The sequence below is a fragment of the Natronorubrum halobium genome (assembly GCF_051351675.1).
Classification (GTDB): domain Archaea; phylum Halobacteriota; class Halobacteria; order Halobacteriales; family Natrialbaceae; genus Natronorubrum.
Genome location: NZ_CP195595.1, coordinates 485,301 through 497,101 on the forward strand (window position 1 = coordinate 485,301; position 11,801 = coordinate 497,101).

At 64.7% G+C, this 11,801-nt stretch carries 15 protein-coding genes; 8 read left to right on the plus strand and 7 right to left on the minus strand.

Going from position 1 to position 11,801, the window contains the following annotated elements; genetic code table 11:
• Window positions 1-81 precede the first annotated feature (81 nt).
• From ACSFC7_RS02355 to ACSFC7_RS02365, 3 genes are all read left to right on the plus strand, one after another.
• Entirely contained in the window at window positions 82-858 is a 777-nt protein-coding gene (locus tag ACSFC7_RS02355) for a TrkA C-terminal domain-containing protein (protein ID WP_436346159.1), read from the plus strand.
• A gap of 100 nt (window positions 859-958) precedes the next feature.
• Window positions 959-1,357: a DUF2267 domain-containing protein gene (locus ACSFC7_RS02360; protein ID WP_436346160.1), complete on the plus strand. Its 399-nt coding sequence runs from the start codon at window positions 959-961 to the stop codon at window positions 1,355-1,357.
• A gap of 97 nt (window positions 1,358-1,454) precedes the next feature.
• Entirely contained in the window at window positions 1,455-1,871 is a 417-nt protein-coding gene (locus tag ACSFC7_RS02365) for a DUF2267 domain-containing protein (RefSeq protein WP_436346161.1), read from the plus strand.
• A 203-nt stretch (window positions 1,872-2,074) separates the two neighbouring features.
• Here ACSFC7_RS02365 and ACSFC7_RS02370 read toward each other — a convergent pair whose 3' ends face one another.
• The 4 genes from ACSFC7_RS02370 to ACSFC7_RS02385 form a co-directional block, all read right to left on the minus strand.
• Entirely contained in the window at window positions 2,075-3,085 is a 1,011-nt protein-coding gene (locus ACSFC7_RS02370; RefSeq protein WP_436346162.1) for a hypothetical protein, read from the minus strand.
• A complete protein-coding gene (locus ACSFC7_RS02375) occupies window positions 3,078-3,281 on the minus strand; it encodes a DUF4177 domain-containing protein (RefSeq protein ID WP_436346163.1) in 204 nt (67 codons plus the stop codon). Before ACSFC7_RS02375 ends, ACSFC7_RS02370 begins: the two co-directional genes overlap by 8 nt.
• 81 nt (window positions 3,282-3,362) lie before the next feature.
• Window positions 3,363-3,629, minus strand: a complete 267-nt coding sequence (locus ACSFC7_RS02380; protein ID WP_436346164.1) for a DUF7553 family protein — start codon at window positions 3,627-3,629, stop codon at window positions 3,363-3,365.
• Between the two features lie 148 nt (window positions 3,630-3,777).
• Window positions 3,778-5,007 (minus strand): outer membrane protein assembly factor BamB family protein, encoded by a 1,230-nt coding sequence (locus tag ACSFC7_RS02385; protein WP_436346165.1) that lies wholly within the window; start codon window positions 5,005-5,007, stop codon window positions 3,778-3,780.
• A 168-nt stretch (window positions 5,008-5,175) separates the two neighbouring features.
• Between ACSFC7_RS02385 and uvrB the strand changes: the two genes are divergently transcribed.
• On the plus strand, window positions 5,176-7,230 hold the full coding sequence (gene uvrB, locus ACSFC7_RS02390) for an excinuclease ABC subunit UvrB (protein WP_436346166.1): 2,055 nt from the start codon (window positions 5,176-5,178) through the stop codon (window positions 7,228-7,230).
• A gap of 84 nt (window positions 7,231-7,314) precedes the next feature.
• Window positions 7,315-8,517 carry an outer membrane protein assembly factor BamB family protein gene (locus ACSFC7_RS02395; RefSeq protein ID WP_436346167.1) on the plus strand — a complete coding sequence of 401 codons (1,203 nt, stop codon included), beginning with the start codon at window positions 7,315-7,317 and terminating at the stop codon, window positions 8,515-8,517.
• Between the two features lie 19 nt (window positions 8,518-8,536).
• Here the strand turns inward: ACSFC7_RS02395 and ACSFC7_RS02400 are convergent, their stop codons facing one another.
• The 3 genes from ACSFC7_RS02400 to ACSFC7_RS02410 all read right to left on the minus strand — a co-directional run bounded on the left by ACSFC7_RS02400 (window position 8,537) and on the right by ACSFC7_RS02410 (window position 10,120).
• On the minus strand, window positions 8,537-9,019 hold the full coding sequence (locus ACSFC7_RS02400) for an N-acetyltransferase family protein (protein WP_436346168.1): 483 nt from the start codon (window positions 9,017-9,019) through the stop codon (window positions 8,537-8,539).
• A gap of 173 nt (window positions 9,020-9,192) precedes the next feature.
• Window positions 9,193-9,741: an N-acetyltransferase family protein gene (locus ACSFC7_RS02405; RefSeq protein WP_436346169.1), complete on the minus strand. Its 549-nt coding sequence runs from the start codon at window positions 9,739-9,741 to the stop codon at window positions 9,193-9,195.
• An 82-nt stretch (window positions 9,742-9,823) separates the two neighbouring features.
• Window positions 9,824-10,120 carry a translation initiation factor gene (locus ACSFC7_RS02410; protein WP_436346170.1) on the minus strand — a complete coding sequence of 99 codons (297 nt, stop codon included), beginning with the start codon at window positions 10,118-10,120 and terminating at the stop codon, window positions 9,824-9,826.
• Window positions 10,121-10,263: 143 nt separating this feature from the next.
• Here ACSFC7_RS02410 and ACSFC7_RS02415 point away from each other — a divergent pair, with 143 nt between their 5' ends.
• The 3 genes from ACSFC7_RS02415 to ACSFC7_RS02425 all read left to right on the plus strand — a co-directional run bounded on the left by ACSFC7_RS02415 (window position 10,264) and on the right by ACSFC7_RS02425 (window position 11,797).
• On the plus strand, window positions 10,264-10,920 hold the full coding sequence (locus ACSFC7_RS02415) for a helix-turn-helix domain-containing protein (protein WP_436346171.1): 657 nt from the start codon (window positions 10,264-10,266) through the stop codon (window positions 10,918-10,920).
• Between the two features lie 71 nt (window positions 10,921-10,991).
• Window positions 10,992-11,339, plus strand: coding sequence for a HalOD1 output domain-containing protein (locus ACSFC7_RS02420; protein ID WP_436346172.1), 348 nt, complete (start codon window positions 10,992-10,994; stop codon window positions 11,337-11,339).
• Window positions 11,340-11,470: 131 nt separating this feature from the next.
• Window positions 11,471-11,797: a hypothetical protein gene (locus ACSFC7_RS02425; protein ID WP_436346173.1), complete on the plus strand. Its 327-nt coding sequence runs from the start codon at window positions 11,471-11,473 to the stop codon at window positions 11,795-11,797.
• Window positions 11,798-11,801: the final 4 nt, after the last annotated feature.

The window sequence follows — 11,801 nt, forward strand, 5'->3', positions numbered from 1 at the left end:
GACTCCCCATCCCTCTGAACGCGGTACTTGAACTGGCCGGCACCGGATACAAACGGGCCGTAGTGCCTACCTCCGGGACCGATGTACGCGTTCGTCTCCCTGCTGATCATCATCTCGCTCTCGATGCTCGTGGTCCGTATCGGAACCGTCGCGCTCACAATGACCGGGCTCTCGACGGAAGTCGCGTCGTTCCAGTCGCTGTCGGCCTTCTCCGGAGCCGGGTTCACGACCGACGAGGCCGAGGAGGTGACCGCGTATCCGAGTCGCCGCCTCACGGTCAAGATGCTCATGCGACTGGGCAACGTCGGTCTCGTCACGACGGTGGCGTCGCTGGTCGTCTCCTTCGCGGATCCGGTGACGCGCTTCGAGCGACTGGTGATTCTCGTCGGTATCTGTCTCGTCCTGATCGGACTCGCGCGCAGCCAGCGGTTCAACGACCTGCTCACGCCGGTCATCGAGCAGGGGCTCTCGCGGTCCGCGCGGTTCGAGCCGCACGACTACACCGGCCTGCTCAATCTGGACCGCGACTACCGCGTGGCCGATATCGCCGTCGACGAGGACGAGTGGCTGGCCGGCGAGCGAATCGGCGACCTGGAGTTGCGCTCTGCGGAGGGCGTGACGATCCTCGGAATCGAGCGCGAGGACGACACCTACATCGGCGCACCGGGCGGCGAGCACACGATTCACGCCGGCGACCGGGTCATCGCCTACGGACGGGCGGAGCGACTGAAGGAACTGGCAGACCGAGGAGCGAACGACGAGGCGGCCCACGAGGCGGCCAGACGGGAACACGATCGACAACGCGACCGCGAGCGCGATATCGATCCGAAACGGCCGTTGTCCTCGGTTCGCGAGTGAACGGTGAACGATCCGACTCGCTTCCGATCGGGTCGAGTTGCTCGGACGACCAGCAGTCGCCGGCCCAACCGGCACAAGCGATTCCGTCCAACGGTCCGGTATGGAACGCCACGACTTCTACCAGTCCGTCCAGTACGAGGCGAATTTCGCGAGCGAAGCCGACGCGCGGAACGCGACGGAGGCGGTCCTGTCGGCGCTCGGCGAACGACTCGACGAGACGCGCCTACAGCGTCTCGACGGCTCGTTGCCGAACGATATCGGCGACTTCCTCACCGACGATGCGTCGGGAGAGCGGTTCGACTACGACGAGTTCCTGTCGCGAATCGACGAACGGACCACCCACACCGATATCGACGATCCGGATCGACTCGCTCGGATCGTCGTCGGCACGCTGCTCGAGCACGTCGACGAGGACGAACGCGAGGCCCTCCGGGAGCGACTCGAGGAACTCGAGTTCGAGGCGGCGCTTCCCGAGTCGGGGCCGGGCGCTCGGAGCTAATCCCGGCGGCCTCGGTAGTTCTTCCGTGCCGACCCGCGCACCGTCCCCAGCAGTTGCCGCCCGAACAGTGAGGGAGCGGGTGGGCGTGGCCACACCCATGGAACGAGCAGCACTGACGGAGACGGTGAGCGACCGCACCGAGGCCGACGAAGACGGCGCGATGGACGCGATTCGAGCCGTTCTGACGACGCTCGGTGAACGCCTGAGCGCGGATCAGGCCGAGGATCTGGCGGCCGAACTGCCCGGAGACCTGAGCGATCACCTCGTCGAGGGAGAGTCCGGGAACCGCTTCTCGGAGGAGGAGTTCATCTCGCGGGTCGACCAGCGGATGGACACCCTCGACCTCACCGGCGAGCGCGCGGCGACCGCCGTCATGGGGACCATCCTCGAGGCGGTCGACGAGGAGGAGCGGGCGGCGATTGTCGACCAGTTCGAAGACTACGGCTTCGAGACGCTGCTCGGGGAGACGGACGCCGATATCGACATCAGCGAGCGCTCGCCGCGCGAGCGGTAACCCGACGGTTCGACGACGGTTTGCACCGGTTTTCCAGCGGACGATTCTGCTCGGTCGTCGATCGAATCGGCCATCTTCGAGAGCGGATCCGTGGTTCGAGTGGATCGTCCGTTATCCGCCTCGTTCACGGCGTTCGTTCACAGCGCCAGCGTGAGGAACGGAATCGTTCCCCGAGTCGGACGGCGGACGACCGCTGATTCCGCTCAGCGCTGGGACTCCCGGAGGATCAGCGGACCGATCGCGAGCGTTCGCTTGGCAGCAGTCGCGATTCGCAAGACGTACGCGGTGAGGAGGAAAAACGGGACGAGCGTGATCGTAAAGCCGACGGCGACGATCCACAGCACGTTCTCGACGCCGACGGTCGTGCCGGGAGCCGTCGACGCGTCGACGAACGTAAACACGCCTCCGGCGACCAACAGTGCCGGAATCGCCACGTACAGGATGAGTCTCGAGAGATCGATCAGCTCCCACTGGAAGTACAGCGTCTTGACGTGTTCGCGGGCCGGTCCGAACATGACGAGCGCCGTCCTGAGTTCGTCGATAGCGTCCCGGTGTTCGTCGTCCATGACGTCGCCGTAATCGTCCTCGAAGCGCTCGAGTTGAAAGATCTTCCAGGAGTAGTTGTAGTCGAGCGCCGCGTTCAGAACCTCGAAGGTACCGAACTGTGCGCCGTCGAGCTGTTCGCGAACGGTGGCGGCATTGCCGATCAGGCTCTCGGTGAACTCGTCGGCCTCGGCGGCCAACTCCCGGTCGTCGACGCCGTCCACCGACTCCTGAAACCGCTCCGCTCGCGACTCGGTGGCGTCGATGAGGTTTCGCAACAGCGCCGACGGATCCGCCGGCGACGGCTTCCCGACGAGATCCGTGACGTCATCCCGGAAATCCATCGTCTCGCTCATCCGGCGGTGTTGCTCCCCGAGCGGGCCGTTTTCCTCGGAGATGACGAGCTGACTGATCGTGACGACCAGCGTGACGCCGGTGATGAGCGCCCCGATCATCGCCGAAAACAGCGTCTCGATCACGCCGCGATCCTCGAGCAGTACCGAAAGCGGGGGATCGAGCTGCGAGCCGACGCCGACGAAGAGGGCGAAGAAGACGACCGCGAGTACGACCGTCACGATCGCTCGGTTCGCGCTGAGCAGCAACCAGAGCTTGAGCCGACTCTCGTCGGCCCGCTCGCGCATGGTGTCCTGCGTACTGACCTCGTCACTCATCGGCAGTGTTCCCGGGTCGCTTGAAGACGAGGTACTTCGTTCCGCCACCGGTGTACTCGATGGTCGTGACCAGTTCCCACCCGTCGGCACCCAGTTCGTTCAAGACGGAAGACGGATCTATGGCTTCTTCCATCGTCGGCCCTCGGGGCGGTTCAACGACGTTGTACTGCCACGATTGGTCATTCGACTGACTCATAGTGGAGTGTATCACGGTCCGGCCCAAAACGGTTCACCCGGCGAAACGCACGAGTGAGCGGTCGATTCTCTCCCTAACAGATTAGGCCTGGTCGATCGTCTCGCGGTAGTCCTCGGTCGTCTCGATGGCCGACTCGAGTTTGTCTCGGGTGTTGCCGTCCGCCTGCTCGCGGGCCTGTCGGAGCGTGTTGAGCCGCTCGTCGAGGATCGCGTGATCGGGTTCCGTATCGCTCATCGTGTAGTCGGCGAAGGCCTCGGCGGTTTCCCGGATGTCGTCGCGGACGTCGTCGTCGGCCGACTTCGCCGCTTCCTCGAGATCATCGCGCGCCTGCTGGAGTTGCTCTGTCATACGTCCGACCACCACGACTCGACCCATAACAGTTAGCGTGGCAGGTGAGCGCGACCCGTCCGCACTCATACGGACCGCTGTAAGTCATTTCCGGAGCAACCGCAGGACGGGTCGCGGTTGCTCCGGTAAATCGTTACAGCAGACCGTATCAGCCGTAGGTGACGACGTGACCGTGTTCGGTCCCGACGACGAGCAGGCCGTCGACGGCGGCGAGCGACGTCGCCCCGGCCAGCCGAACGGTGTCTCCCCGAACCCCGCGTTCCCAGTGCGTCTCGCCGGTTTCGGGATCGATCGCCGCCAGAGCGGGGGCGTCGGGTTCGCCGCCGGCGAAGAGCGTCCCTCCGGCGGCAGCCAGCACCGGCACCACCCACTCCGTCTCGATCTCCCAGTCCACCTCGCCGTCCGCGTCGACCGCGAGCAGCGTTCCCGGTCCGTCGGGTGTGTCGTTCCAGCCCCCGCGACCGACGTGGAAGATCGCGCGGTCGTCGACGATAACCGGCGACGTGACGTACGTCTCGGGAAACTCGTGCGTCCACTCGAGGTCGCCGCCGTCGGCGTCGTACGCCTGCAGCCGTTCGGATCCCTCGAACCAGTACTCGGCGCCTGACAGAACGCGTCCGTCCCAGACGACCGGGAGTTGTCTCGTACCGCTGCCCGACGCTTCCCACACCGGTTCTAACTCGTCGTCGCCGAGACCGAGCGACGAGGTTGGCGACTCGTACGCGGTGATCGTCGCACTGCCGCGGAACAGCCGATCGCCGTCGATCGCGCTCGCGCCGTACCCGGAGAGACGCCATCGCTCGTCACCCGACTCGCCGTCGTACGCGGTGAGGGCGGACTCGGTTCCCCGATAGAGCGTCTCCCCGTCGAACAGCAGCGTCCGGCGCCGCGGAACGTGTGAGCGTGAACTCGACTCTTCGCCGTCGTCCCACCGGCGCTCGCCCGTCTCGAGGTCGTAGGCGGCAACGTAGCGATCGGCCGACGCCGCGTAGACGGTCTCGCCGCCGAGTGCGATCTCGGAGACGTCGGCGTTCTCGTCTTCGGTCTCCCACAGCACGTCGCCGGTCTCCCGCTCGAGCACGACGAGGCTGGTGTTCGCGTCCCGCTCGCTGCCCGCGACCACGACGTCCTCGCCAACGGCGAGCCCGTTTACGCTTCGAACCGGCGACTCGGGTTCGAACCGCCAGCGCTCCTCGGGGTCGTCGGGAACGGTCGCGTCAGCGTTGGAGGCCGTGTTCCGGAGATCGTACCCCGAGAGACGCCAGGTGTCCGGATCGGTCTCGAGCGTTCCGAACGAGTGGCCGCTCGAGAGACAGCCCGCGACGGCGGCGAGTCCAGTCGCCGCCCCGGCGGCGAGCACGCTTCGTCTGGAGTACACAGCACGAGTTGTATACGAATTGAACATAACGGTTCCGGTTGACCGTCGCGAGCGACCGACGGTTGGTGGAGAGTGAATCGATCGTCAGGCGCGGACCGAACGATCGCGTGACCGAGCCCGCGGGACGGATGCGAGCGCGTAAAGTGCCTCGAACCCGTGACTCCGATAATGAGTGAGACTCGAGGTCCCCTCCAGCCGGACCGTCCCGACGTCGACCGCCCCTTCGAGGTCGACGCCCCCTTCGACCCCGCGGGCGATCAACCCGAGGCGATCGAGCAGTTAGCCGCAGGCTACCAGTCGGGGATGGACAAACAGACCCTGCTCGGGGTGACCGGGTCGGGGAAGACCAACACCGTCTCGTGGGTGATCGAGGAGGTCCAGAAGCCGACGCTCGTCATCGCCCACAACAAGACGCTCGCGGCGCAGTTGTACGAGGAGTTTCGAAATCTCTTCCCCGACAACGCCGTCGAGTACTTCGTCTCCTACTACGACTACTACCAGCCCGAGGCCTACGTCGAGCAGAGCGACACCTACATCGACAAGGACGCCTCGATCAACGACGAGATCGATCGGCTCCGCCACTCCGCGACCCGGTCGCTGCTGACCCGCGAGGACGTCATCGTCGTCGCCTCGGTCTCCGCGATCTACGGCCTCGGTGACCCGCGGAACTACATCGACATGTCCCTGCGACTCGAGGTCGGCGAGGAGGTCGGCCGCGACGAGTTGTTAAAGCGGCTCGTGGACCTGAACTACGAGCGCAACGACGTCGACTTCACGCAGGGGACGTTCCGCGTTCGCGGCGACACCGTCGAGATCTACCCGATGTACGGCCGCTACGCCGTCCGCGTCGAGCTCTGGGGCGACGAAATCGACCGCATGGTCAAGGTCGATCCCCTCGAGGGCAAGACCCAGGGCGATCAGCAGGCCGTCCTCGTCCACCCCGCGGAGCACTACTCGATTCCCGAGACCACGCTCGAGGCGGCGATGGACGAGATCCGCGACGACCTCGACTCGCGCATCTCCTACTTCGAGCGCAAGGGCGACATGATCGCCGCCCAGCGCATCGACGAGCGGACGACGTTCGACCTCGAGATGATGCAGGAGACGGGCTACTGCTCGGGGATCGAGAACTACTCGCTGTACCTCTCGGATCGGGAGTCGGGAGAGGCCCCCTACACCCTGCTGGACTACTTCCCGGACGACTTCATGACCGTGGTCGACGAGTCCCACGTCACCCTGCCGCAGGTTCGCGGCCAGTACGCCGGCGACAAGTCCCGGAAGGACTCGCTGGTCGAGAACGGGTTCCGACTGCCGACGGCGTACGACAACCGGCCGCTCACCTTCGAGGAGTTCCAGGAGAAGACCGACCAGACGCTGTACGTCTCGGCCACGCCGGGCGACTACGAGCGCGAGGAGAGCGAGCAGATCGTCGAGCAGATCGTTCGACCCACGCACCTCGTCGACCCCGCGATCGAGGTCGCGGACGCCAACGGGCAGGTCGACGACCTCATGGACCGCATCGACAACCGGATCGAGCGCGACGAGCGCACCCTCGTGACGACGCTCACGAAACGGATGGCCGAGGACCTGACCGAGTACTTAGAGGAGTCCGGCGTCGACGTCGCGTACATGCACGACGAGACGGACACCTTGGAGCGCCACGAGATCATCCGCTCGCTTCGACTGGGCGAAATCGACGTCCTCGTCGGGATCAACCTCCTTCGGGAGGGACTGGACATCCCCGAAGTCTCGCTCGTCGCGATCCTCGACGCCGACCAGGAGGGGTTCCTGCGCTCGGAGACGACGCTCGTCCAGACGATGGGGCGCGCTGCACGAAACGTCAACGGCGAGGTCGTCCTCTACGCCGACGAGCCCTCGAACGCCATGGAGTCCGCGATCGAGGAGACCCAACGTCGCCGAGAGATTCAACAGGCGCACAACGAGGAACACGGCCTCGAGCCGACGACCATCGAAAAGGACGTCAGCGAGACCAACTTGCCGGGGAGCAAAACGGACACCTCGAGCGTCTCCGGCAAGGACCTCGCGGACGAAAACGAGGCCGCCCGCTACATCGAGGAACTCGAGGACCGGATGGAGGAGGCCGCGGGCAACCTCGAGTTCGAACTGGCAGCCGACATCCGGGATCGGATTCGGGAGGTTCGCGAGGAGTTCGAACTCGAGGGCGGCGACGAAGGGATCGCACCGCCATCCGAGGAGTTCTGAGCACGGAACCGAGCGATCGTCGGCTCCCGTCAGTGGCCGATCACATTCATCGTATTTATTATTCGGTTCTGAGCTGTAGGTATCATGAAACACCCGAGGCGTCGAGTTCTCCTGACGGGCGCTGCGGCGACGCTGAGTGCCACCGCCGGCTGTACGAGCCTGCTGGATGGCGAAGACGGGGGAACGGAGGACGATGGAAACGGTGACGAGGGCGACGGCGACGGGAACGAAACGGACACCACTAAGGACGATCCGGAGATCGCGGCCGACGACTGGCCGTCCTTCCAGCGAACGCCGGCAAACGACGGCTACACTCCGTCGACGGCCCCGACAGGGGACCCGTCCGAACGGTGGTCGACGACGCTACCGGGTAGCATCGACGATCAGGTCGCGGTCGTCGACGGCACCGTCTACGTCGCGACCGACGCCGGGACCGTTCACGCGCTCGATACGGCCGACGGCGACGAGCAGTGGTCCGAGTCGCTCGAGGGCGGCCGATCACAGTGTCCGTGTATCATCGACGGACTGGTCGTCGTCGGCACCGAGGAGGAGCAACTCGTCGCGCTGGACGCAGCCGACGGCGAACGGGAGTGGACGACCGACCTGGCCGGTCCGGTAGCGGGACCGACTGCCGCCAACGGGACCGTCTACGTCGGCACGAGCGACGAGTCGGTCGCCTACGCCATCGACGCGACTGACGGCGACGAGCGATGGTCGGCGGAGTTGTCCCTGGACGCCGTCGACTACCCGGCCGTCGCCGACGATAACGTCTACGTCGGCGTCGAGGAGGTGCTGGACGGGCGACTCCACGCGCTGGATCGGATTAACGGCGACGAGCAGTGGATCCACGAGGGTGCCCGCATGCAGTCCCCGACGCTGATCGAGGACGATATCGTGGCGCCCTCGCTCACGGTGGAGGTCCTCACCTCCGCCGGCGTCACGCACCGCGGGTTCGGATTCGCGGGCCACGTCATCTGGTCGCCAGCGGCGACGAGCGAGGCGATATTCGCGGGCTCGACCGGCCGCCGGTTCGCGGCCTTCGACCGGACCGATACCGGAACGGACTGGAACGTGGAGGTCGACGGCCGGCCGAACTCGGCTCCCGCAGTCACCGACAGGGCCGTCTACCTGACCGTCGGCGGCTCGGAACTCGTGGCACTCGACGTCGAGACGGGCGATCGACTGTGGTCTCGGTCGCTCGAGGGCGGATTCGCAAGCGGACTGACGGTGGCCGACGGGGCAATCTTCGTCGGCACGGACGGCGGGGAACTCGTCGCGTTCGAGTGAGCCGAGACCGACACGGGACTCACAGCTCGAGCGTGTAGACGACCTCTTTGCGCTCCTCGCCGCCCATTTCGACCGACCCCTCTCCGGTCTGCTCGAACCCCTGTTCCTCGTAGAACTGCTGACCGCCCTCGTTGGAGGCCAGATCGATCGCGCGCATCCGCGCCATGTTGAAGTCCCGGAGGTCCTCGCGCAGTCGGTCGTGCAGCGCCGTCCCGATCCCCTCGTGCTGGTGGGCCGGGTGTACCGCCATCCGCAGGACGTCGCCCTCGTCCTCCGTGACGACGCCGTGGGTGAAGCCGACTATTTCGTCGTCCTTTTCGGCGACCAGAAAGGCGGTTCCCGGCTCCGACAGCGCCCGCTCGAGTTCGTCGTCGCCGTACCAGTCGTCGATAGTCGCGTCGATCGTCTCGGCCTCGAGTTCGTCGTAGGTGTCGTGCCAGGTCGCTCGAGCGACGGATCTGATCGCCTCGCGGTCGTCGGGAGTGGCTGGTCGGATCTCCATACCACAGCGTACGTCATCGAGTACCAAAGTGGTAGCACTCCACAGTGTCTCGTATCGCCGTTAGCCGTTCCGCTCGACACCGACAGCGAGGTCGTTTCAGCTACCCCCAGCCGACGAGTGAATTACTGATCGCCGGGTTCGGTAGGGGGCGGTAACCCACCGACGGCCGAGTTCTAGAGTTCGAGCGTGTACACCGCTTCGTCGTACTGCTCGCCCTCGATCGTGACCTCGCCGGTGTCGGTCCGTTCGAACCCGAGCCCCTCGTAGAACTGGCGGCTGGTGTCGTTGAACGCGAAGTCGAACGAGCGGACGCGGTCGACGTCGTACATCTCGAGTCGCTCGATCAGGTGCTCGTGCAGGTCCGTCCCGATGCCCGCTCCCTGCGCGTCGGGCGCGACGTACATACGGAGGATATCGGCCGTGTCACCCTGCGCGACTGCGTGTGTAAAGCCGACGATTTCGCCCTCGTCGCCGGACCGCGTCCGGCTCTCATCCGCGGACCGTTGCTCCGCGCTCTCATCCGCGGACCGTTGCTCCGCGCGATCGACCACGAGAACGACCGTTCCGGGCGCATCGAGGGGCATCGAGTCGTCGGTGTACCAGTCGTCGACGGTCCGATCGATCAGTCCAGCCTCGAGTTCGTCGTAAGTATCGTGCCACGTTTCCCGCGCGACGGCTTTGATTTCCTCGAAATCTTCGGGTTCCGCTGGACGGACGTTCATGCCCCTACTTGACACGACTGCCATAAAGTGACTTCGACTACGCGACGGGACGACAGACCGTGAGCCGGCGGTTTCGGCTCGCTCACTCGCGAACGTCGAACCCGCGGTCGCGAAGCAGGTCGGGAACTCGATCGCGGTGGTCGCCCTGGAGTTCGATCCGGCCGTCGTCGACCGTTCCACCCGTCCCCATCGAACTTTTGAGGTCCGAAGCGATCGATTTGATCTCGTCCGACTCGAGATCGAACCCCTCGACGATGGTCACCGGCTTGTCGTACCGGCGGCTTTCCGTCCGGATCGAGAGCATCTGTTGGGACGTCTCGAGGTCGCCCTGACTGTCGAGTTCGTCGAGCAGGTCGTCGAGGTCGTCGTCGTTTGCCATAGAATACCATAGAACGCTGCGGGGGATAGCCCTGTCCCTGCCTTCGCAACGGATGACTCGAGGGAGTGTACAGAGTCGAGTCCCCGGTCAGTGTCGGGAGGACAGGGCTAGTGACTCAAGAACGCTCGCCGAGAACCGTGACTATGGCAATCGAGGCATCGTTTACCATCGATCAGCCCGAATTCCCGCTGAACGCCGTCTTCGAAGAGTTACCCGACGCCACCATCGAACTGGATCGAGTCGTCCCGACGAGCGATGCCATTATCCCCTACTTTTGGATTTACGCGGAGAACATCGCCGAACTCACGACCGATCTGAGCGACGATGAGGGAGTCGAGAAGGTGAAAATAGTAGACGAGTTATCGGAGCAGATGCTCGTCCGAATCGACTGGAACCTCGAGCACGAGAGCGTGCTAACCGCGATCGTCAACACCGACGTCGCCCTCCTGTCTGGAATCGGGGACGACGAGAAGTGGACGTTCGAGGTGAGAAGTGGCACTCAACAGCAGATTTCCGAATTCCAGTCGTACTGCCACGATAACGACATTCCCATCCAGCTCACCCAACTGCACGCGCTCTCGGCGCTCAGGTCGGACCGGGAGTACGATCTGACCGACGGCCAACGGACGGCGTTGGTTCTGGCGTACTCCCGCGGCTACTTCGACTCGCCGCGAGACGCCACGCAGGACGATATCGCCGACGAACTCGAGATCAGCCGACAGGCGGTTTCGTCGCGGTTACAGCGCGGTCTTCGGCGCCTCGTCGCGAGCACGTTGATAACGTCTCAAGCGGATCGATAAAAAGGACGTATAAAAACGTGTTGCGCGAGCAAAAGTCACCCACAATCCGCTGGCAGGCGTTCATCGAGTATATGACAACATCTGGTGAGACGTTCGGAAGCGTCGATATCGTCGACTCGATGGGGGCCGTCGAATTCGATACCGAGAGGGAACGCTTTCGGGCGGCGTACGATAGCATTCGTGATTCGGCGAGTCTGGCGGTCGTTGCGGTGGTAGCGACCGCGCTGAACAGCGATCCGATGGAACTGTCTCCGCTCCATTCCGCCATCGATACGGCGGCACTCGAGGACCTGTTCGCGCCGTCTCCCGGCGGTATTCGGAAATCTGGCAGCACGTCCTTCCGTTACGAAGGATTTGCGGTGACCGTGTTCAGCGGGGGAGCGATCGAGGCCGTCCCGATGCGGAACAGAGAGTCGTAGTGATGGTTCCAGCGCGTATTCCGTGTTCCGACCGTGGAACGCCGCGCCTCGGCCGGACGCGGTCGACGGGCGGCGATGTGATACCGGACCCGTGCGAACCGCGGCGAGACGAACGTCGAGAGCGGTAGCAGATGGAAACACCCGAACAGATATCCGAGAGTGGTGGGCAACTAACGACCGCGCTTCGAGCGCAGAAGCGACGGATCGTCGCCGCACTGGCCGACGACGAGACGCTGGACGCAACCCCGATCGTTCGGGGCGACGAAACCCTGTGCTGTGAGGAGTACCTCACGCTCGTCTACGAACTCCATCACGTCCAGCTGCCCGAATTAGCCCGGAACGGTGTTATTCGATTCGACCGGCGGAGAGACGCTGTAACGCGGGGGCCGCGGTTCGGCGAGGTCGCTGCTCCCGACGGAGAACGTGACGGCGGAGACGAGATCGGTGAGTGCGAGTAACCAG

Coding starts and splice junctions, on each gene's coding strand:
- ACSFC7_RS02400 (WP_436346168.1), bottom strand. CDS start 9,019: ATGGAGATCCGACCAGCCACTCCCGACGACCGCGAGGCGATCAGATCC.
- ACSFC7_RS02360 (WP_436346160.1), top strand. CDS start 959: ATGGAACGCCACGACTTCTACCAGTCCGTCCAGTACGAGGCGAATTTC.
- ACSFC7_RS02410 (WP_436346170.1), bottom strand. CDS start 10,120: ATGGCAAACGACGACGACCTCGACGACCTGCTCGACGAACTCGACAGT.
- ACSFC7_RS02395 (WP_436346167.1), top strand. CDS start 7,315: ATGAAACACCCGAGGCGTCGAGTTCTCCTGACGGGCGCTGCGGCGACG.
- ACSFC7_RS02405 (WP_436346169.1), bottom strand. CDS start 9,741: ATGAACGTCCGTCCAGCGGAACCCGAAGATTTCGAGGAAATCAAAGCC.
- ACSFC7_RS02425 (WP_436346173.1), top strand. CDS start 11,471: ATGGAAACACCCGAACAGATATCCGAGAGTGGTGGGCAACTAACGACC.
- ACSFC7_RS02370 (WP_436346162.1), bottom strand. CDS start 3,085: ATGAGTGACGAGGTCAGTACGCAGGACACCATGCGCGAGCGGGCCGAC.
- ACSFC7_RS02365 (WP_436346161.1), top strand. CDS start 1,455: ATGGAACGAGCAGCACTGACGGAGACGGTGAGCGACCGCACCGAGGCC.
- ACSFC7_RS02380 (WP_436346164.1), bottom strand. CDS start 3,629: ATGACAGAGCAACTCCAGCAGGCGCGCGATGATCTCGAGGAAGCGGCG.
- ACSFC7_RS02355 (WP_436346159.1), top strand. CDS start 82: ATGTACGCGTTCGTCTCCCTGCTGATCATCATCTCGCTCTCGATGCTC.
- ACSFC7_RS02415 (WP_436346171.1), top strand. CDS start 10,264: ATGGCAATCGAGGCATCGTTTACCATCGATCAGCCCGAATTCCCGCTG.
- uvrB (WP_436346166.1), top strand. CDS start 5,176: ATGAGTGAGACTCGAGGTCCCCTCCAGCCGGACCGTCCCGACGTCGAC.
- ACSFC7_RS02375 (WP_436346163.1), bottom strand. CDS start 3,281: ATGAGTCAGTCGAATGACCAATCGTGGCAGTACAACGTCGTTGAACCG.
- ACSFC7_RS02420 (WP_436346172.1), top strand. CDS start 10,992: ATGACAACATCTGGTGAGACGTTCGGAAGCGTCGATATCGTCGACTCG.